Source organism: Streptomyces sp. NPDC030799 (assembly GCF_055572255.1).
The window spans coordinates 158,527-178,035 of record NZ_JBVIDS010000005.1 but is presented as its reverse complement, the minus strand read 5'-3'; the positions used below and the strand labels follow the sequence as shown (position 1 = coordinate 178,035).

Here is a 19,509-nt window from a genome sequence, read left to right as displayed (position 1 = left end):
CACGGATATTCCTGCGCCGTCGGCATTCCGCCCGAACTCCCCCGGCCACTCATGGGTGATGTTCATGTCCGGATCGCAGGGTCACGATGGCGTGGGCCGCTTCCAGGCCCGCCCGTTCGTGGGTGACGAGGAGTGTGGTGCGGCCGCGGGTGGCGTCGAGGACGTCGGCGAGCACGGCGGCCGCGGTGTCCGGGTCCAGCCCCTCGGTGGGTTCGTCGAGGACCAGGACCGGAGCGTCGGCGAGCAGTGCCCGGGCCAGCAGGAGGCGCTGTCGCTGGCCGCCCGACATCGTCGCGCCGTCTGCGCCGAGCAGGGTGTCCCAGCCGTCGGGCAGGGACTCGATCCAGTCCATGAGCCGGGCCCTGGTCGCGGCCTCGCGCAGTTCCGCGTCCGTGGCTCCGGGGCGGGCCGGCAGCAGGTTGGCGCGGATCGTGGTCTGGAAGACATGCGCGTCCTGGGTCATCCCGGTGATGACCCGGCGCACGTCGGCGCCCGCGTACTCGCGCAGTTCGCGCCCGCCGAGGCGGATACTGCCGGTCTCATAGGGCACGAACCGCATGAGCGCCGCGATCAGCGTCGACTTGCCGGACCCGCTGGCGCCGACGAGCACGACCCGGCGACCGGGCGGCAGGCTCAGGCTCACCCCCTGCAGGGCCGGGGGACCGCCGGGGCGGTGCCGTACGCACAGGTCGGTGATCTCCACGCCGAGCGGCTCACCGGCCGGGAGCGGGGCCGGAGCCGACGGGTCGGTGACGGGGTGGAAGCGATCGAGCTCAAGCAGAAGTGGGTGGCTTTGAGTAGCTGTGAGCTCGGAAGTGGCCGGGGCTCAGAAGTAGTTGGGATGGCGGCGGCCCGTCCGGCCCCGGAAGGCCCACCAGCTCCCTGCCTGGTACGCGAGGATCACAGGGGCCAGTACGATCCCGAACGCGGTCAGGATCTTCAGCGTGGCGGCGTCCGTGACCGCCTCCTGCACCGACAGTCCCGAACCCGGCGCAGTGGTCAGGACGTACGGATAGTGCCCGGCACCCACGAGCGGCACGGGCAGCATGACCGCGCAGCAGGTGGCCGTGAAGGCACGGGCGCGGTGTCCTCGGGAGAGACACCAGTTCGTCAGCGCCAGCGAGAGGAAGACGGTGATGAACACCGAGCAGGACACGGCCAGTGAGGTCCTGCCGACCTGGGAAACGGCGTCCTCGACCTTCAACTGACCGTAGATCAGCCAGGGTTGGCGTCCGACCTCACGGAAGATCCAGCCGCCCGCCGACGCGATGAAGGGGAGCGGAATCATGGCCGTCATCAGGTGGGCGAGGGAGCGCCGGCGCACCAGCCGGTCCTTCCACAGCAGGAAGACGGCGATGAACGTGACGGTGGAGACGGTGTTGCCGATGATCGTCATGGTGTCCATCGCGATCCGCAGCCAGTCGTGCGGCGGCACATAGTCGCCCGGCCCGTGTTCCTTGACGAGCTGGGCCTGCAGTGGTCCGACACCGCTGCCGTCCAGGGCGGCCAGCGTGACGTGACCGAGCGCGAACAGGGCGCTGGGGTTGGTGAGCAGCGCGCCGAGGTCGGTCAAGTACGCGGCGCCACCACGCAGTTGGGGTGTGCCGTTTGGATCATCCCGGCGTCGCGGGGTCTGCCGGCACCGCTCGTCACGGCCGGCCTGATCCAAACGACACCCCCTAGTTGCGGCGTCCCGCCGGATCGTGGGCCACGGCGTCCCGGTCGCTGCCGGGTGCCGGTACGGAACCATGTGCTCCGGCGCCGGTCACCGTCGCCTCGGCCCGGTCGCCGTGCCCCGGCCACCACGCGGCGTGGCCGATCAGCGCGGTGAGGCTCGGGGTGAAGAACATCGCCATCACGAAGGCGGCGACCGCGATGCCGAAGGACACCGCGAAACCCATCTCCGTGAGCAGCGAGTTGCCCGCCAGCATCATCGTGGCGAAGGTCGCCGCCAGGATGAAGCCGGCCGCGGCGACGGTCGGCCCGGCGTGCCGCAGCGCCATGCCGGCCGCCTCACGCGGCTCGCGGCCCTCTCGGGCCTCCTCGCGGAGCCGGGCGATCATGAGGATGTTGTAGTCGGTGCCGATGGCGACCACGAACAGATACATGATCACCGGGAGCATGAACATCAGCCCCGGGTGTCCCTGTCCCTTCTGGAAGATCCACACGGTGGCGCCGAGGGTGGCTCCGAAGCCGAGACCCACCGAGGCCATCAGATACCAGGGGGCGACCACGCTGCGCAGCAGCAGGCCCAGGATGACCATGATGAGCACGGCGGCCACCGGGAAGACGGTCCGGTAGTCGTGGTTGACCGCGGCGTTGATGTCCTTGTAGATCGAGGACATGCCACCGACGACCGCGTCGGTGCCGTCAGGCGCGTCGGAGTGGGCGACGTCGCGCACCCGGCCCACGGCGTCGATCGCCTTGTCCGTCGACGCCTCGTACTTGAGCGTGACGGTGAAGTCGGCGGTGGTACCGGTCTTGTTCAGCTGGGTCATACGGGCGCTGGCGACACCGTCCACGGCCCCGAGCTTCTGTGCGTACGCGTCGAAGCCGGACTTGTCCAGCGGCTTTCCGTCGGTGCTGGACAGGTAGACGTCGGTGGGTGCCGCGGCGCCCGCCGAGTAGGCCTTCTGCATCTGGTCCTGGACGACCATGGACTCCTTGGTCTTGGGCATCGAGCCCGAGGCCAGGTCGAACGTGGCATGGAAGCTGAGGATGCCGAGCGACAGTGCGACGAGGGCGAGACCGGACACCGCGGCGGTGAGTGCCGGTCGGCGCTGCACACCCCGGCCGAGTGCGGCGAACCGGGCGTTCTCCGGCTCCTTCTGCCAGGACTTGGAGGGCCAGAAGACCTTCGGCCCGATGAGCGAGACCACGGCCGGGATCAGCGTCAGGCCCGCGACCAGTGTGGCGGCGACCGCGATGGCGAGCGCCGGGCCCATCTGCTTGAGGAAGCCCAGCGTGGAGAGCACCAGCGCGAGGAAGGCGATGATGACGGCGCCGGCGGCGGATGCGATGGCCTCGCCGACCCGGTCGACCGCGTTGATCATGGCCTGCTTGGGCTCGTCCCCGGCGCGCAGCCGTTCGCGGTAACGGAACATCAGGAACAGGAAGTAGTCCGTGCCCACGCCGAACAGCACGACGATCAGGATCGACGAGATCGAGCTGTTGGCCTGCAGGTCGAACAGCTTCGTGGCGTACGCGATCAGGCCGTTGGCGACGGCCGACACCAGGCCGATCAGCACCAGGGGCAGTACGGCGAGGATGGGCGCCCGGAAGATGATCAGCAGGGTCACCAGAATGATCACGAAGGTGCCGATGCCGATCAGCGCGTCTCCGCGTTTGGAGGAGTCCTGCTGGTCGAGGGCCTGCGCGGCGGAGCCGCCGAGCTTGACGTCGAGATGCGTGCCCTTGGCCAGCGCCTTCACGTCGTCGCGCAACACCTTGGCCGCGTCCGCCTGTTTGGGCTGGCCGGCGTTCTTGCTGTCCATCTGGACCAGGGTCATGGCATACCTGCCGTCCTTGGACGGCGGGCCGGGGACGACCTTCTGCACCTGGTCGATGTGTTTCTTGCCCAGTTCGGTGGTGATCCGGGTGATGTCCTGCTTGTCGGCGGCGGTCAGCCTGCCGCCGTCCGTGCGCTGGTACAGCGCTATCGCGGACGGGGTGAAGGCGCTGGGGAACGCCTTCTGCTGCAGGTCCGCCGCTTTGATGGATTCATAACTCTTGGGTAGGAAGCTGCTCTCGTCGCTGTTCGAGGGCAGACTTGGCGCGGTGGCGACGATCGCCACCGCGGCGATCAGCCATGCCACGATCGTCCACACGGGATGTCGGACGACGGTGTTGCCAATACGTCGGAACATGCGGAAGGTCCTCCTGGACAGGAAGATCACCGCAGCCCGGGGAGCGGTCCCTGGCATCGGCGACCCCGAACGGCACCTGGGTGGCGGGCCGTTCGAATGGTTGTCTTGAGGCCATATGGTAGTGGCCGGATAAGAAGATCATCTCATGAGGCCCTCGGTCGCTCGGACGGGCCGTTCAGCCGAGGACGAACGGGAGTCGGGCGGCGAGGTCACCCAACGCGGTCCGCTCCGCGTCGGTCGGCGTACGGCGTCCGGTGCCGAGGAGCAGCGCGTCCTGGTCGGAGAACGAGGCGGGGAACGAGGTCCCGGCGATCTTCTCCAGCGACGCGCGCGCCGCCGCGAGGGTTGCGGCCGGCGGCTCGGGGGCCGACGGCAGCTGGGCGATCAGGTCGAGATGGTGCAGGGTCCACTCGACGACGTACGCGGACAGGTAGTCGCCGACGGTCAGCACCTCGTCGCGGGTGCTGACGCGGAGGGCCGGATCGGCGAGCCGGGCGGCGCGGGCCGCCGCGGAACCGATGTCGTCCAGGTGGAACTTCAGCAACCGTGGTTCGCCGTATGCGGCGGCCAGCCGGGGGATCAGCGCATCGAGCGGGTCCTCGCCGGTCGGGGGCTCCACCAGCTTCCAGTAGGTGACCGCGTCCACGGTCGGTTCGGTGTCGGCGGGCGTGGCGAGGGTGATCAGGACGTCCTGGGCGTCGATGACCAGGTGGCACACCAGGTCCCGTACCAGCCAGCCGGCACAGCCGGACGGCTGCTGGAAGTCCTCGTCCGGGAGTTCGGCGACCGCGGTGAGCAATGCCGTCCAAGAGCGTGAGAAGAGGTCCACCGCGGCACGGTAGTGCGGGAGCGGAGGGGCGGACAAACGAATTCGGACGCTCACCGCACGGAGGGCGACAGCCGGTAGGAGCCGGCGAGGTCCCGCACCTCCACCGAGACGACCGCCTGCTCCTCCAGGCCGTCGGCCGCCGGCAGATGCTTGGCGAGCAGCGCGAGTACGCTCTCGGACAGATGGGCCTTCTGCGCCTCGGGACGGCCGGGCATGAGGCCGATCTCCACGTGTACGAAGGCGGTTTGTGCGCTCGCTCTGTTCCCGACGTAGGTGGCCACCGGACGGACCAGCGTCTTGCAGACGCCGGACGTGCCGGATTCCTCGGCCACGAGCGGATGCAGCTCCTTCACCAGGGCGCAGGCGTCGAAGGTTTCGGCCAGGTGGGAGGAGTAGTCGATGGTGAGGTGCGGCATGAAGGACCTTTCCCCGGTGCCCGTAGTTTCACTAGGCAACTATTTTCCCTCATGCCGCCAGGGGCCTTTCACCGCACCCCTCCCCCGGCTCCGGTCAGCCGAGGCCGAGCACGCTCATCGTGCGCTCGGCCATGCGCTGTTCGCCCAGCGCGTTGGGATGCACCGGGACGATGTTCTGCCCGAACAGGAGCGGCTCGATCCACCGGGTTCCGACGGCCTGACACGCGTCGTGGCCCTCGGAGACCTGCGCGAAGTCGACGTACGTGGCCCCGGTCTCCGCGGCCGCGCGCTGTACGACGTTGTTGAGATGGGCCTGCAGGGCGTGCAGGTACGGCACGTCGCCGGAGGCGACCGGCAGTTGGGCGAAGCAGGACGGGTCGGCCTTGGCCGGGGTGATCCACGGGTAGCCGAGCACCGCGACCCGCGCGTCCGGCGCCTTGTCCCGGACGCTGCGCAGCGCGCTCTTCAGCGCGGGGTAGGTGTTCGCGTCGATGGCGTCGTCGAACGAGCTGCCGTAGGTGTCCTTGCAGGGGCTGCCCTGGCCCCCGCTGAGGATCCCCGCGGCGCCGCAGGCGAGCATGGCGCCGACGAAGGTGTTGTTGTCGTTGCCGCCGATCGTCAGCGTCACCAGGTCGGTGTCCGCGGTGACCGCGTCCGCCTGCGGGGCGACACCGGGGTACTGGGACCGGGTGAAGTCCTTGGTCTGGGCGGCGCCACAGGTGACGTCCGTGAGCCGGGCGCCCGTGCGGGCGGCGATGACGTGGGGGTAGTTGGCCGTGGAGCGCAGGCAGATGAGGTTGCCGGCGTCGACGGGCAGGACCCCCGAGGCGGCGCTGTAACTGTCGCCGAGGGCGGCGTAGTTCAGGGTGGTCGTGGCGTGCGCGGGGACGGCGGTGACGCCGAGGGCCAGGGCACCGGCGAGTGCGGAGGTCACGGCGATGGCACGGCGCAGGGCAGGCAGGGGCATGGCTCCCTCTTCTCGGGGTGGGGACTCGGAGCACAGCAGGCGGGCATGGGGGTGCCCGGGCGTGTGCTGATGCGCGAGAATGCGGCGGCTCAGAAAAGGTGGGCGTACCGGCCGTCGGGACGTGGGCGCGTGTGCGCACGCACGGCGAGGGCCGCGAAGTGGGGGTTCGCGGGATTACCGCTGGGTGCTACCGATAGGTAATGTGCGGCTGCGGCAGCACCGAGTCAACGTTGTTGACAGGAATTCTTGAAACCTTACGGAGTCGTGACGCGGCGGCCGTGTCCCGCGGTCGTGGTGGCGTGCGCGTCTAGCGTGGCCGTATGCGTGTACTGGTCACCGGCGGTGCCGGGTTCATCGGGTCACATGTCGTCGAGGCGCTGCGGGCGAACGGGCACGAGCCGCTCGTGTACGACGTCCGGGCCGATCCGGACGCCGACGTGCGCGATCGCGCGGCGGTCGCCCGCGCCCTGTCCGGCGTGGACGCGGTCTGCCACCAGGCGGCCATGGTGGGCCTCGGCAACGGCGTCACGGACGCGGCCGAGTACGTCTCCCGCAACGACCTGGGCACCGCCGTCCTGCTCGCCGCGATGGCCGAGGCGGGCGTGGGGCGGCTGGTGCTGGCCGGGTCGATGGTGGTGTACGGAGAGGGACGCTACGACTGTCCCGCGCACGGCGTCGTACGCCCCGGGCCGCGGGCCGCGGCCGACCTGGAGGCGGGCCGCTTCGAACCGCGCTGCCCCCGGTGCGGCGCACCGCTCAGCCCCGGCCTGGTCACCGAGGACGCCCCGCCCGACCCGCGCAACGTCTACGCCGCGACCAAGCTCGCCCAGGAGCACCTGTCGGCCGCCTGGGCCCGCGCCACGGGCGGTACGGCGATCTCGTTGCGCTACCACAACGTGTACGGCCCCCGGATGCCCCGCGACACCCCGTACGCCGGCGTCGCCTCCTTCTTCCGCTCGGCGCTCGAACGCGGCGCTGCTCCGCGGGTGTTCGAGGACGGCCGGCAACGGAGGGACTTCGTCCACGTACGGGACGTGGCCGCGGCCAACGTCATCGCGCTGGAGGCCGCGCCGCGCCCCGGAACGCTCACGGCGTACAACACCGGCAGCGGCGAGCCGCACACGGTCGGCGACCTGGCCCGCGCCCTGTCAGCCGCTCACGGCGGCCCGGAGCCGGTCGTCACCGGCGAGTACCGCCTGGGCGACGTCCGCCACATCACGGCGGACTCCTCCCGGCTGCGCGCGGAACTCGGCTGGAAGCCGGAGGTGGGCTTCGCGGAGGGAATGCGGGAGTTCACGCGAACGCACTGAGCGTGTCCGCCCCCACAGGACGGCGTCGCCGTCGATCATGGCGTTACTTCGGGGAAATCCACATGAACCAGTCGAAAGGACAGCCATGTTGCGACGGACTCTGAGACCAACCCGCGCGCAGGTCGCGGCGCTGCTCACCGCACCGGTGCTCGGCCTGGGCCTCCTCGCCCCGTCGGCCTCCGCAGACACCCCGCCGCCCGGCCAGAAGCTCAGCAGCAGTGACGTCATCGGCAGGGTCTGCCGGCACGCGGGCGCGGACGACGACGGGGAGGGCTCCGGCCTGTCCTGCGAGAAGGACATCGCACCCCTGCTCTCCCGCATGATCGGCCCTGGGAGCGGGATCACCTGCCGGAACGAGTCCGCGACCGACATCGTCTGCCGCCCGGACAAGTGACCGTTCACGCCTCCGCCGTCGGCAGGGTCACCTCGAAGCGGCAGCCGCCCGGGATGTTGCGGACCGTCGCCCGGCCCTGATGGGCCTCGACGATGCCCCGTACGATCGCGAGCCCCAACCCCGCCCCGGCAGGCGGGGTCCGGGCGTCGGTGCCGCGCCAGCCGGTGTCGAAGACGCGGGGCAGGTCCTCCTCCGGGATGCCGCCGCAGCCGTCCGTCACCGACAGCACCACACCGTCCGGCGCCCGTTCGGCGGCGATCGCGACCGTGCCGTCGGCCGGGGTACGGCGGATGGCGTTCACCAGCAGGTTCCCCAGCACGCGGCTCATCTCCTTGCCGTCCACCTCCACCGGCACGGGTTCCACGCGGTCGCCCACCAGCCGCACCCCGTGTTCCCGGGCGAGCGGGTCGGCTCCCGCCATCGCGTCGCCGACCAGGTCGTACAGGGATATCCGGGAGGGGCTCAGCGGGAGGGTGCCCGCGTGGATGCGGGAGAGTTCGAAGAGGTCGCCGACCATGTCGTTGAGCCGTTCGACCTCGGTGCGGATCTGCTTGAGGTAGCGGCCGGGGTCGGCGGCCACGCCGTCCTCCAGCGCCTCCGCCATCGCGCGCAGTCCGGCCAGCGGGGTGCGCAGGTCGTGCGAGATCCAGGCGACCAGCTCGCGCCGGGACTTCTCCAACGCCCGCTCCCGTTCGCGGGATTCGGCGAGCCGGGCGCTGGTGGCGGCCAACTCACGGCTGAGGGCGTCCAGTTCGGCGGTGGCCGGGCCGTGCGGGGCGGCGAAGGCACCGGCGTCACCGAAGGAGCGGGCGGCGTCGGCAAGTTCGCGGCTGCGGGCGACGACCCAGCGGCCCAGCAGCAGTGCGGTGGCCAGGGACACCACGGCCGCCATCGCGACAACGGTGGTGACCACGGTCAGGTCGTGCGAGGAGAGGAACATCGCCCAGGCGACGGCGAGCGTGCCGGCGAGCATCGCGACGACGCCGACCGCCGCGACCACGGCGAGGGAGGCGGTCAGCGAGCGGCGCCGGAGCAGGCGCAGCGCACCGGCTCCCGCGGCTCCCGCGGCCGCGGCGCCGGCGAAGGCGTAGAGGGCGATGAGGAGGGTGTCGCGCATGGTCAGTGCACCGCCTCGCCGGTGTCGAGGCCGGGCTCGAAGCGATAGCCCACGCCCCACACGGTCTGGATCAGGCGGGGCCGGGCCGGGTCGTCCTCGACCTTGCCGCGCAGCCGGCGGACGTGGACGGTGACGGTCGACAGGTCGCCGAAGTCCCAGCCCCAGACCTCGCGCATCAGGTCCTCGCGGCTGTAGACCCGGCCGGGGTGCCGCAGGAAGAACGCGAGCAGGTCGAACTCCCGGAGTGTGAGGGCGAGTTCGGTGCCGTTCTTGGTGGCCCTGCGGGCGTCGGGGTCGACGGAGAGTCCGGCCGCGGCCAGCCGGCGCCCGGTGGTGACGGGGCGGCTGCGGCGCAGCACGGACTCCACGCGCAGGACCAGTTCGCGGGGGCTGAAGGGCTTGGTGACGTAGTCGTCGGCGCCGACCTCCAGGCCCAGGATGCGGTCGTCCTCGTCACCGCGGGCGGTGAGCATGATGACCGGGACGGGACCCCGGTCCCGCATCCGCCGGCACACCTCCAGGCCGTCCATGCCGGGCAGCATCAGGTCCAGCACCACCAGGTCGGGCCGGTGCGCCGCGGCACGGGTGAGGGCGGTCGGGCCGTCGTCGGCGCGGTCGACCGCATAGCCGGCGCGGTGCAGATATCCGGTGACGACCTCGGCGACGGTCGGATCGTCGTCCACGACCAGGATCCGGGCCGCCTCGCCTGCGGCTTCGGTCCCGTGGGACTCGTAGGGCGGTTGCATGCCTCCAGCCTCGCACCACCCGGTGCCCGCCGCCGGGCCGCGGGCCGGGCGTCCGCGTTTCGTAAGGACCTTGAGTCCGATATGCCCGATTGGCGTTCGTAGGGTGAAACCGTGACGACCACTTCCACGGACGTCGACGTGGTGCTGCCCTGCCTGGACGAGGCCGAGGCCCTGCCCTGGGTGCTCGGCCGGATCCCGGCCGGCTGGCGCGCCCTCGTCGTCGACAACGGTTCCACCGACGGCTCACCCGACCTCGCCCGCGCGCTCGGCGCGACGGTGGTGCACGAGCCGCGGCGCGGCTTCGGCGCCGCCTGCCATACCGGCCTGACCGCGGCCACGAGCGACATCGTCTGCTTCTGCGACTGCGACGCCTCGCTCGACCCCGCGCTGCTCGTGCCCTTCGTGCGGGAGATCCGGGAGGGCGCGGCCGACCTGGTGCTCGGCCGGCGGCGGCCGGAGGGCCGGGGTGCCTGGCCCGCACACGCCCGTGCGGGCAACCTGGCGCTGGCGCGGATGCTGCGCCGCCGCACCGGGCTGCGCCTGCACGACCTGGGCCCGTTGCGCGCCGCCCGCCGCGAGCCGCTGCTCGCGCTCGGCCTCACCGACCGGCGCAGCGGCTATCCGCTGCAGATGGTCGTCCGCGCGGCCGACGCGGGCTGGCGCATCACCGAGCACGACGTGCCCTACCGGCCGCGGAGGGGCGCCTCCAAGGTGACGGGCACCTGGCGCGGCACCTGGCAGGCGGTGCGGGACATGAGCCGCGTGCTGGCCGAGGCACCGGCCGACGGGAGGGTCGTACGGTGACCACGCTTCTCGTCATCGCCAAGCAGCCGCTGCCGGGCCGGGTCAAGACCCGGCTCACCCCGCCGTTCACCCCGCAGCAGGCGGCCCAGCTTGCGGAGGCGGCGCTCGCGGACACCCTGCACGCCGTCGCGGCGACGCCCGCGACGCGCCGGGTCATCGTGCTGGACGGGGCGCCGGGGCCATGGCTGCCGCCCGGCTTCGAGGTGCTGCCCCAGTGCGCGGGCGGCTTGGACGAGCGGCTGGCGGACGCCTTCGCACACTGCTCGGGCCCGGCGCTGCTCATCGGCATGGACACCCCGCAGGTGACGCCGGAGCTGCTCACCGTGGACTTCGAGGGCTGCGACGCGTATCTCGGCCCGGCGGAGGACGGCGGCTTCTGGGCGATCGGCCTGGCCGAGCCGGCCCCGGCGCTGCTGCGGGGCGTGCCCATGTCGACACCCGAGACCGGGGCCGTGCAGCGGCAACGCCTGCTGGCCGCCGGGTTGCGGGTGCGCGAGCTGCCGCGGCTGCGGGACGTCGACACCGCCGCCGACGCCCACGCCGTCGCCGTGCTGGCCCCGCACGGCCGGTTCGCGGCGCGGCTGGCCCGCTGTACGTCGGCCGTCCGGTGATGGGCGGCTCTGTCGCCTGGGCGGCCGCCGACCCCTACACGGCCGCACTGCGCACCGGCCGCGGCCCGCTGTTCCTGCGCCGCGCCGACGGCTGGCTGCTGCCACTGGAGGTGGAGCGCTGGTGCGCCCGCGCGGACGCCGTGGACCGGGCGGTACTGGACCGCTGCGAGGGCGCCGTTCTGGACGTCGGCTGCGGTCCTGGCCGGCTGGTGGCGGAGCTGGCCGCCCGGGGCCGTACCGTGCTCGGCATCGACGTCAGCGAGGCCGCAGTCGACCACACCGTCCGGCTCGGGGGGCAGGCGCTGCGGCGCTCGGTGTTCGACGGGCTGCCGGGCGAGGGCCGCTGGGACACCGTGCTGCTCATGGACGGCAACATCGGCATCGGCGGGGAACCGTCGGTCCTACTGGAGCGGGTGGCGACGCTGCTGCGCCCGGGCGGTCTGCTGATCGCCGAGACGGTGCCGGGACACGTCGACGAACGCGCCCGGGTGCAGGTGGTCGACACCATCGGCGCCGCCCGGCCCCAAGGTGCGCCGTTTCCGTGGGCGCGCCTCGGCACCCCGGCCCTGCTGCGCTACGCGCGCAGGGCCGGCTGGCGGTCCGTCGCTCAGTGGGGCGCGGGGGGCCGCTGCTTCGCCGCCCTGCGCACCCGCCATCCCCACACCAGCGCCGAGCCGCCGAAGAGAACGGCGGTGATCAGCAGCCAGCGGGTGAGGAAGCCGTCCGGGGACAGGCCGGTGGCCGACCGGTAACGCCGCTGCGCCATGCCGCTGATCAGCGGGAACCACACCAGCAGGAGCAGCCCGGACAGCATCGCCGGGACGCGCACGTACAGCGTCCGGTCGCGCCGTCCGGCCGCTCCGAGAGCGCGTACGGCCGCCCGGTCGGCCGCCGTGTACAGCGGCAGCAGAACGAGGTCGTGCAGCAATGCGGCGCCCACGATCCACAGCGCCACGCCGAACCAGTCACCGGCGAACAGCCGGAGCCCGGCGTACGCGGCGAGCGCGAACGAGCAGGCGAGCAAGAGCAGCTGGAGGGGACTGCCAAGACGTACGCGACGGCGCATCACAGGTCTCCGAAGGTCAGCCGGGCCACCCACTTGGTGTTGAGCACACCGGGTGCCGCGGGGACGATGATCCGCGCCGGGCGGCCGTGGTCGGGGGACAGTTCCTCGCCGTTGACGTACAGGGCGAGCAGGGAGCGCCCGTCCGCCACCTGGTTGGCGCGCAGGGCGGCGCGGCGGAAGGCCCCGTGGCGTTGCAGGGACTCCACGAGCACGTCCGGCGGGTCGCCGTCGTACCCGACGAGCGCCGCGAGGTCGCGCAGCCGCACCCCGCGCCACCACTGGTCGGCGGTCGACCAGCCCTCCACGCAGGCGATGGGCAACGACGCGCTGTGCTGCGGCAGTCGGAGCAGCTCGGCACGGCTGAGCCGGACGGTTCCGGTGCGCCCGGTGACGACGAGCCGCCAGGCGTCCTCGTGGGTGTCGGCCGCCGTGATGCCGGCGTAGGCGGCGGTCTTGTTGATCTGGAATCCGTTCGGGCCGCCGCCGGGATCGGCCGTGCCGTGCGGAGCGAGCAGGGCCGTACGGCGCAAGGGTCCGCCGAGACTCTGCCCGACCGTGGTCAGGAACAGCAGCAGGGATCCGCCGCCGACCAGCCACAGGGCGCCGCGCCGGGAGACGGTGGGCGCCGTGGGACGCGGGGAGACCAGGTCGCTGGGCTCGTGCTGCCGGCGCCCGCGTACGGTGCGGACCGCTGCCGGTGTCTTGAGTGCGGCGTGGGCCACGAACGCGGCGAAGAACACCCATGCCCCGTAGAAGTGCAGCGGGTAGAAGGAGCCGGGGAAGACATAGTCCAGCTGGACGTTGAGGACCCCTGTGGTGAACTCGAACAGTCCTCCGCCGACCAGCAGCACCAGGGAGATCCGCTCCAGCGCGTGCGCGAGGGAGCGGGCCGGAGGCAGCGTGAACAGCCTCGGCACCACCGACCACAGTTTGGCCAGCAGGACGGGAATGAGGGTGATGCCGAGCGTCACATGGACGCCCTGGGTGAGCCGGTACAGCCACACCGGGTCGGTGGGCCAGGCGAAGAGGTAGAAGCCCAGGACGCCCTTGTCCGGGGTCGTGTCGTTCACCCGGGACAGGTCCGGGTTGTAGGCGGCGTACGACACCAGTCCTGTCACGAACAGCACGGTGATGCCGATGAGCAGGACGAGGCCGAGCACCGAGGTGAACCAGGGGCCGCGCAGCGGGCTGCGCCAGAAGCCGGGGGAAGTGGGAAGCCGGGGATGGTCGCGCATGTCCCGACCGTAGGCCGGGGCACCCCCGGAAACGGGTCCACGACCGGTGACGAAACGCTGACGTCCTGCCTGGCGGGCGGCCGGTCGGCGGTGCCCCGGCCTAGCGTTCCGGTGTGACTCGATCTCTCCGCCGTGACCTGTACGCCGCCGGTGCCGCCGTCTTGCTCGTGACGGCGGCCGTCCTGATCGGCCGGCACCTCCAGGACACCCGCCACACCCTGTTCGTGCACTGGCCGCCGGTGTTCGCCGAGTGGGAGCCGCACGTCGGCCCCGGAAGCCCGGCGGCCCTGGCGGTGGCGGCGGCCACCGCGGCGTACGGGCCCGGCGTCGCGGCCCGTCTGTCCTGGCGGGCGCTCCTCGCGGTGGCCTGGACGGCCGCCCTGGCCTGGATCCTGGCCCTCGCCCTGGTCGACGGCTGGCACCAGGGCGTCGCGGTGCGGCTGACCACCCGCGAGGAGTACCTCCGGGTCATCGGCCGCTTCCAGGACATCCCGGCGACCCTGCGCGACTTCACCCACCACATCGTCAGCGGCTCCCCTGCCCCCTGGCCCGCCCATGTCGCCGGCCATCCGCCGGGCGCCACGCTCACCTTCGTGCTGCTGGACCGGATCGGGCTGCGGGGCGGTGGCTGGGCCGGGATGTGGTGCATCGCCATCGGTGCGACGGGATGCGTGGCCGTGCTGATCGCGCTCCGCGCGCTGGCCGCCGAGACCCTCGCGCGCCGGGCCGCGCCGTTCCTGGTGCTCGCCCCGGCCGCGGTGTGGCAGGGCACGTCGGCCGACGGCTACTTCGCGGCCGTCGCCGCCTGGTCCCTGGCACTGCTCGCCCTGGCACTGACGCGGCGGTCCCACGGTTGCGCGGCGGCGTCGGGCCTTCTGTTCGGGCTGACCTGCTATCTCTCCTACGGCCTTGCGCTCGTCGCGCTGATCGGCGCTGCGGTGCTCGCGCTCGCTCGCTCCGGCCTGCGCGCACGCCCCGCGCTGCTGCTGTCCCTGCTCGCCGGACTGGCCGTGTGCCCCGTGGTGTTCACCCTGGCCGGCTTCGACTGGTGGACTGCCTACCACCTTCTCGTCACCCGCTACTACCAGGGCGTCGGCGGCATCCGCCCCTACGGCTACTGGGTGTGGGCCAACCTCGCCTGCACCGCCCTCATCACCGGCCCGGCCACGGCGGCGGCCCTGAGCAGGACGACGGCGGCCCTGCTGCCCGGGGCCGGCGTCCGACGCCCGGCGACACTGCTCGTCAGGACCGGCTCCCGGCACCCGGCGGCGCCGCTCCCCGGTACCGGCTCCATCCACCCCGCGCCACGCCCCACGATCAGCAGCCGCCCCCCGGCGGCGCAGCTCCCCGCGGCCGGCCGCCGGCTCTCCGCGGAGGCGCGCCTGGCGCTCCTCGTCTCCGCCGCGCTGCTCGCCCTGCTGGTCGCCGACCTGTCCGGCATGAGCAAGGCGGAGACGGAACGCATCTGGCTGCCCTTCGCCCTGTGGCTCCTGCCGGCCTGTGCGCTCCTCCCCCGCCCCCGAGCCTGGCTCACCGCCCAGGCCGTACTGGCCCTGCTCCTCAACCACCTGCTGCTGACGGGCTGGTGAGGCCGGCGCTCCAGATGACCGGCCCGTTCCCCACCGCCGTCCCCGCCGTCGGCCTCAGCCGGCATCCGGCAGTGCCGTCGGACCGCCCTCCTCGTCCGCTCTCCGCCGTGCCCGGTGGGCGTTCTCCGCCCGGACCGCGGTCAGCCACCGCCAGGGCCGGATCTCGTCCAGGCTGAGCCCCGGACACGCCAGGTGGTGCGGGATGCGGCACCGGGCGCCGGTCAGGGGCTCCTCGAAGCCGCCGTTCCAGGCGACTCCGTTGCTGTCGATGTGCCAGCGGTGCCCGCCCGGAACCAGGTGCGCGGGCAGCACGAGGCCGGGTTCGAGGAGTACGTGCTGCCCCGTGTAGGTGGGGCGCCGTTCTCCGGCGAGCCCGCAGTGCGGGCAGTGCGGCGGGCTGGGCGGTTCCGGGCCGGTGGCTCCGTCGAGGGCCGCCTGGGCGCGGTCCGTGTTCTCCCATGAGCGTGGCGCGCCGCCGGGCGGCCGCCCCTGCTCGTCGTGACCGGCCAACGGGATGATGCTGTCGTCGTATGCCCCCATGTGCGCCAGCATTCCCGTCCGGACGACATCCCAGGAGGGCGCGACGAGGGCGCACCGGGAGCAGGCCGGCTGCCAGACCCGCCGAGGACTACGACCACCGCCTCGGCCGCACGGTGAACACCCTCGCGCGCCTGCCTGCCCGCCGCCGGACGGTCCGTCAGTCCCAGTTCGGCGCAGATGAGTTCCGCGGCATTCGCCGAGCACCGCACCGAGGACGGGCGCCGCCGGCCGTCCCCGTGCACCCGCTCCGGGTGACCCGGCGTGACCGCCGTACGGTCCGGGCGTTGCGCTGGGTGTGGGAGGGGCCGCTGTGGCCGGAATCGCGTACTGGTGCCGGGCGTACCGCTGCCGCTTCGCTGAACCGAAACGGCACGAAGAACAGGGGACAGGGCATGGACTTCGGCAGCGTCGATCGGCGCAGTTTTCTGGGGACGGCCGCGGCAGGGCTGGTCACCGCCGTCTCCTCGCGGCCGACGGCGGCACCCGGAGTGCCGGACGCGTCCCGTGCGCAGGCCGGCCGAGCCGAGCGGCTCCTCACCTACACGCGGATGACCGGGGGTTCGGTCACTTCCGGCCGAGCCGGCGGCGCGTTGATCGCCGAGGTGCAGGGGGTGTTGTGGCGGATTCCCCGGGACGGCGGAACGGCCGTACAGGTGACGGGCTGGGAGCTGGAGGCGACGCGTCCCGCGCTGTCCCCCGACGGGGAGACCCTGGCCGTGTGCGGGTATCGCGGGGGTGGCTTCCATCTGTGGACGCTGCGGCCGGACGGCGGCGGGCTGCGGCAGGTGACGGACGGACCCTGGGACGACCGCGGTGTGGCCTGGTCGCCGGACGGCACCCGGCTGGCCTTCTCCTCCGAACGCGGCGGCGACGCCACGGCGGGCGCCTCCTACGGACTGTGCGTGCTGGACGTGACCGACGGCCGACCGCGCCGGCTCACCGGCGGGGCCTACGAGGACTTCGATCCGGCCTGGTCGGCGGACGGGCGGTCGCTGGTGTGCGTGCGCGCCGCCCACACGCCGGGCGGCGGCAACGACGGCGGTCTGTCGCTGGTCCGGGTACCGGTCGCGGGCGGCCCGGCCCGGGTGCTGCGCACGGTGACCGGGGGCCGGCTGCTGTGCCCGTCGGTGTCGCCCTCGGGGCGGATCGCGTATGTGCAGCTGACCGGCGCGGCCTCCGCGGGGCTGCCGGCCGACGCGGCGCTGCTGATGGTCGACGGAGAGGTCGTCACGGCGGACGAGGACCTGGCGGCCGCTCCGCCGTGCTGGCTGAACGAGGACGAGCTGCTGTACGTCGGTGACGGCCGGATCCGTGTCCGCTCGCTCGCCGACTCCTCCGTGCGGGAGGTGCCCTTCACCGCCCACATGCCGGTGCCCGGTCCGTCCCGGAAGCGCCCACGGCGTCCGCTCGTACCGGAGCGGCCGAACCCGGTGCTCGGTGTGCACCGGCCGGCCCTGTCCCCCGACGGCCGCAGCGTGGCCTTCGTCGCGCTGAACGCCCTGTGGCTGATGCCGGTCGGCGGCGCTCCGCGCAAGCTGCTCCAGGCGGCCGACGTCCACCTGGTGCAGATGCCGGCGTGGGCGCCGGACGGGCGCAGCCTGCTGTACTGCACCGACCAGGACGGGCTGGTGGCCGTACGCCGCCGTCACCTGGACAGCGGCGCCGACGAGCCGTTGACCGAGGGCGGCCGGCTGTATCCGGCACTGTCCCCGGACGGCTCCCGCCTGGCCTGCCAGGACCTGACCGGGAACCTGCTGCTGCGCACCCTGGCCACCGGCAGTGAGCAGCAGCTGGCCAAGCCGCTGGCCACCGACGGGCCGCCCGGCGCCCCCACCTGGTCGCCCGACGGCCGGTACGTGGCCTTCTGCGACCGTAACCGGCTCAACCAGCGGTTCCGCGAGGGATACAACCTCATCCGCGTCATCGACACCCGCACCGGCGGCGAACGCCGGTACCTGCCCGCCGAGCACCAGTCGCTGTCCGACCGGGTGGCCTGTGGGCCGGTGTGGTCCCCCGACGGCCGCTGGATGGCGCTGGTGGCCGAGTCGGCGCTGTGGCTGCTGCCCGTGACGGCCGACGGCACACCGGCCGGTCCTGCACGCCGGCTCACCGACGAGCCGGCCGACCACCCCAGCTGGTCCGCGGACTCCGGCACGCTCCTCTACCTCTCCGGCGGCCGGCTGCGCCGCCTCTCCCTGGCCACCGCCCGGGCGCGCACCCTCCGGCTCCGCCTCACCACCGGGCGCGCCGCGAGCGACGGGGCCGGGCCGCTGCGGATCCACGCCGGTCAGCTGTGGGACGCCACCGGCGCGCCGCCGCGGCACGACGTCGACATCCTCGTCACCGGCAAGCGGATCACCGCCGTCGAGCCGCACCGGGCCCGCCGCCCCGGACACCGCACCCTGGACGCCTCGGACCGGACCGTCCTCCCCGGCCTGTTCGACAGCCACACCCACCCCTATTCCGCGACCTACGGCGCCCGTCAGAGCCTCACCGCGCTCGCGTACGGCATCACGACCACGGCCTGTCTCGGCGCTCCGCTCTATGACGCGGTACGGCTGCGCGAGGCGGCCGGGGCGGGGGAACTGCTCGGGCCGCGGCAGCTCGCCTGCGCGGAACTCATCGACGGCGCGCGCACCGCGTACAGCATGGGGCGCGCCCACCGCACCGGGGAGGGGGTCCGGCGCACGCTCCGGCGTGCCACCGCTCTGGACGTCGACTTCGTCAAGACGTATGTGCGCGCCCCGGGCGGGGTCATGGCCGAGGCGGCAGAGGCCGCCCACGCGCTGGGGGTGCCCAGCGGCAGCCATCTGTGCGCACCGGGCCGGGCGGCGGGCCAGGACCTGACGACCCATCTGCAGGCCACCCAGCGCCTGGAGTACGGGCATGCCGTCACCCCGCTCGGCCGGGTGGGCCAGGATCTGGTGCAGCAGTACGCCGACGGCTCCTTCGCCCTGATCATCACGCCGTTCAGCGCGCAGATCCTGCTCGCCGCCGACCCCTGGCTGGCCGAGGATCCACGCGTGACGCGTCTCATGCCGCCCTGGGACGTCGCCGTCGTCCGCCGGCACGCCCGGACCGCGCCCACCGACGCGCAACGGCGCGCCCTCACCACCGAGATGGCCGGCTACCGGCAGCTGGCGACGCACGGCGCCCGCATCGCCCTGGGTACCGATGCTCCCCTGGTCCCGGTCGGTCTCTCCCTGCACCTTGCGCTGCGCGCCCTGCACGCCCACGGCTTCACGCCGGCCGAGGTCCTGCACAGCGCGACCACCGTGCCGGCCCGCCTCTTCGGCCTCGACGCCGACCTCGGCACCGTGCAGGAGGGCAGGATCGCCGACTTGACGGTCGTCGACGGCGACCCCTTCTCCGACTTCGGCACCCTGGTCGACATCCCGGTCGTGGTACGTGAGGGGGTTCCCCACACGCAGGGCGACCTGACGTCCGCGCACCCGCAGGACGGGGCGGCAGGTCAGGAGCCTCCCCGCGGCATGACGTGGCTCGAGGTGGCCGGTCACTTCCGGCGGGGCTCGTGCTGCCATCCCGGCACGGACGGCGCTCAGGCGGATTCCTCCTCGGTGGCGATGCGGCCGGCCAGTCGTTCGTAGCGCTGCCGGGCGGCCTGCGGAGTGCCGAGTCCGAGGCCGAAGGCGATCTCGGGCCAGGTCATGCCCCGGCCCCGCGCCATCTGGAGGAGCCCCGCCTCCAGTTCGTCCAGTTCCGCGCGCACCAGCGGGACGAGGGTGAGCGCGGCCGTGATGTCGGCGTGGTCCACCTCCGGCTCGCCGTCCTCGCGCAGCGCGGCCCCGCTGAGCAGGAAGGTGACGAGCCTGACGGCTTCGTGCGGCGCGAGGAGCGACGGGTTCGTCTGCCGCCGCCGTTGCTCCTCCGTGGCCGCATGCCGCTCGGCGATGCGGAACAGCGAGGCGTACACCCGTTGGGCACGGGCCTGCTCCGGCTGCGGAGGCGTGAAGGGATCGGTGTGGTCGCTGGTCGATGACATGCCATCAGGATCCGAC

Annotated in this window: 18 protein-coding genes; 7 read left to right on the top strand and 11 right to left on the bottom strand. The window is 73.0% G+C overall.

The window, feature by feature from the left end; all coding sequences use genetic code 11:
* Positions 1-49: 49 nt before the first annotated feature.
* The 6 genes from ACZ41I_RS14290 to ACZ41I_RS14265 all read right to left on the bottom strand — a co-directional run bounded on the left by ACZ41I_RS14290 (position 50) and on the right by ACZ41I_RS14265 (position 6,078).
* Positions 50-703, bottom strand: a complete 654-nt coding sequence (locus ACZ41I_RS14290; protein ID WP_468514186.1) for an ATP-binding cassette domain-containing protein — start codon at positions 701-703, stop codon at positions 50-52.
* A 123-nt stretch (positions 704-826) separates the two neighbouring features.
* Complete coding sequence (locus ACZ41I_RS14285) at positions 827-1,573, bottom strand: cytochrome ubiquinol oxidase subunit I (protein WP_468514185.1); 747 nt, start codon at positions 1,571-1,573, stop codon at positions 827-829.
* A gap of 106 nt (positions 1,574-1,679) precedes the next feature.
* A complete protein-coding gene (locus tag ACZ41I_RS14280) occupies positions 1,680-3,866 on the bottom strand; it encodes an MMPL family transporter (protein ID WP_468514184.1) in 2,187 nt (728 codons plus the stop codon).
* Positions 3,867-4,041: 175 nt separating this feature from the next.
* The gene (locus tag ACZ41I_RS14275) at positions 4,042-4,695 is read right to left on the bottom strand and encodes a maleylpyruvate isomerase N-terminal domain-containing protein (RefSeq protein ID WP_468514183.1); all 654 of its coding nucleotides are present in this window, start codon (positions 4,693-4,695) and stop codon (positions 4,042-4,044) included.
* Between the two features lie 50 nt (positions 4,696-4,745).
* The gene (locus ACZ41I_RS14270; protein WP_468514182.1) at positions 4,746-5,111 is read right to left on the bottom strand and encodes a 5-carboxymethyl-2-hydroxymuconate Delta-isomerase; all 366 of its coding nucleotides are present in this window, start codon (positions 5,109-5,111) and stop codon (positions 4,746-4,748) included.
* A 94-nt stretch (positions 5,112-5,205) separates the two neighbouring features.
* Positions 5,206-6,078 carry an SGNH/GDSL hydrolase family protein gene (locus ACZ41I_RS14265; RefSeq protein ID WP_468514181.1) on the bottom strand — a complete coding sequence of 291 codons (873 nt, stop codon included), beginning with the start codon at positions 6,076-6,078 and terminating at the stop codon, positions 5,206-5,208.
* A gap of 320 nt (positions 6,079-6,398) precedes the next feature.
* Between ACZ41I_RS14265 and ACZ41I_RS14260 the strand changes: the two genes are divergently transcribed.
* Both ACZ41I_RS14260 and ACZ41I_RS14255 read left to right on the top strand, forming a co-directional pair.
* Positions 6,399-7,388 (top strand): NAD-dependent epimerase/dehydratase family protein, encoded by a 990-nt coding sequence (locus ACZ41I_RS14260; RefSeq protein ID WP_399767619.1) that lies wholly within the window; start codon positions 6,399-6,401, stop codon positions 7,386-7,388.
* 85 nt (positions 7,389-7,473) lie between these two features.
* Positions 7,474-7,782: a hypothetical protein gene (locus ACZ41I_RS14255; RefSeq protein ID WP_363217827.1), complete on the top strand. Its 309-nt coding sequence runs from the start codon at positions 7,474-7,476 to the stop codon at positions 7,780-7,782.
* A 4-nt stretch (positions 7,783-7,786) separates the two neighbouring features.
* On the opposite strand, the gene ACZ41I_RS14250 is transcribed toward ACZ41I_RS14255, so the two are convergent.
* Together ACZ41I_RS14250 and ACZ41I_RS14245 are read right to left on the bottom strand one after the other, a co-directional pair.
* Positions 7,787-8,899 (bottom strand): sensor histidine kinase, encoded by a 1,113-nt coding sequence (locus ACZ41I_RS14250; protein WP_399767616.1) that lies wholly within the window; start codon positions 8,897-8,899, stop codon positions 7,787-7,789.
* A gap of 2 nt (positions 8,900-8,901) precedes the next feature.
* Complete coding sequence (locus tag ACZ41I_RS14245) at positions 8,902-9,645, bottom strand: response regulator transcription factor (RefSeq protein WP_399767613.1); 744 nt, start codon at positions 9,643-9,645, stop codon at positions 8,902-8,904.
* A 111-nt stretch (positions 9,646-9,756) separates the two neighbouring features.
* Between ACZ41I_RS14245 and ACZ41I_RS14240 the strand changes: the two genes are divergently transcribed.
* The 3 genes from ACZ41I_RS14240 to ACZ41I_RS14230 are packed head-to-tail and all read left to right on the top strand — an operon-like array spanning position 9,757 to position 11,812.
* Positions 9,757-10,449 (top strand): glycosyltransferase family 2 protein, encoded by a 693-nt coding sequence (locus ACZ41I_RS14240; protein ID WP_468514180.1) that lies wholly within the window; start codon positions 9,757-9,759, stop codon positions 10,447-10,449.
* Positions 10,446-11,060 carry a TIGR04282 family arsenosugar biosynthesis glycosyltransferase gene (locus ACZ41I_RS14235; protein ID WP_399767607.1) on the top strand — a complete coding sequence of 205 codons (615 nt, stop codon included), beginning with the start codon at positions 10,446-10,448 and terminating at the stop codon, positions 11,058-11,060. Before ACZ41I_RS14240 ends, ACZ41I_RS14235 begins: the two co-directional genes overlap by 4 nt.
* Positions 11,060-11,812 (top strand): class I SAM-dependent methyltransferase, encoded by a 753-nt coding sequence (locus ACZ41I_RS14230; protein WP_399767604.1) that lies wholly within the window; start codon positions 11,060-11,062, stop codon positions 11,810-11,812. The genes ACZ41I_RS14235 and ACZ41I_RS14230 overlap by 1 nt, the downstream gene beginning before the upstream one ends.
* 313 nt (positions 11,813-12,125) lie before the next feature.
* On the opposite strand, the gene ACZ41I_RS14225 is transcribed toward ACZ41I_RS14230, so the two are convergent.
* Positions 12,126-13,361, bottom strand: a complete 1,236-nt coding sequence (locus ACZ41I_RS14225; protein ID WP_399767601.1) for a molybdopterin-dependent oxidoreductase — start codon at positions 13,359-13,361, stop codon at positions 12,126-12,128.
* Positions 13,362-13,474: 113 nt separating this feature from the next.
* On the opposite strand from ACZ41I_RS14225, the gene ACZ41I_RS14220 reads away from it, so the two are divergent.
* The gene (locus ACZ41I_RS14220; RefSeq protein ID WP_468514179.1) at positions 13,475-14,950 is read left to right on the top strand and encodes a hypothetical protein; all 1,476 of its coding nucleotides are present in this window, start codon (positions 13,475-13,477) and stop codon (positions 14,948-14,950) included.
* A gap of 54 nt (positions 14,951-15,004) precedes the next feature.
* On the opposite strand, the gene ACZ41I_RS14215 is transcribed toward ACZ41I_RS14220, so the two are convergent.
* Positions 15,005-15,490: a DUF6083 domain-containing protein gene (locus ACZ41I_RS14215; protein ID WP_399767595.1), complete on the bottom strand. Its 486-nt coding sequence runs from the start codon at positions 15,488-15,490 to the stop codon at positions 15,005-15,007.
* Positions 15,491-15,882: 392 nt separating this feature from the next.
* Between ACZ41I_RS14215 and ACZ41I_RS14210 the strand changes: the two genes are divergently transcribed.
* The gene (locus tag ACZ41I_RS14210) at positions 15,883-19,098 is read left to right on the top strand and encodes an amidohydrolase family protein (protein ID WP_468514178.1); all 3,216 of its coding nucleotides are present in this window, start codon (positions 15,883-15,885) and stop codon (positions 19,096-19,098) included.
* On the opposite strand, the gene ACZ41I_RS14205 is transcribed toward ACZ41I_RS14210, so the two are convergent.
* The gene (locus ACZ41I_RS14205) at positions 19,050-19,493 is read right to left on the bottom strand and encodes a DNA-binding protein (protein ID WP_363218980.1); all 444 of its coding nucleotides are present in this window, start codon (positions 19,491-19,493) and stop codon (positions 19,050-19,052) included. The genes ACZ41I_RS14210 and ACZ41I_RS14205 overlap by 49 nt on opposite strands.
* Positions 19,494-19,509 lie beyond the last annotated feature (16 nt).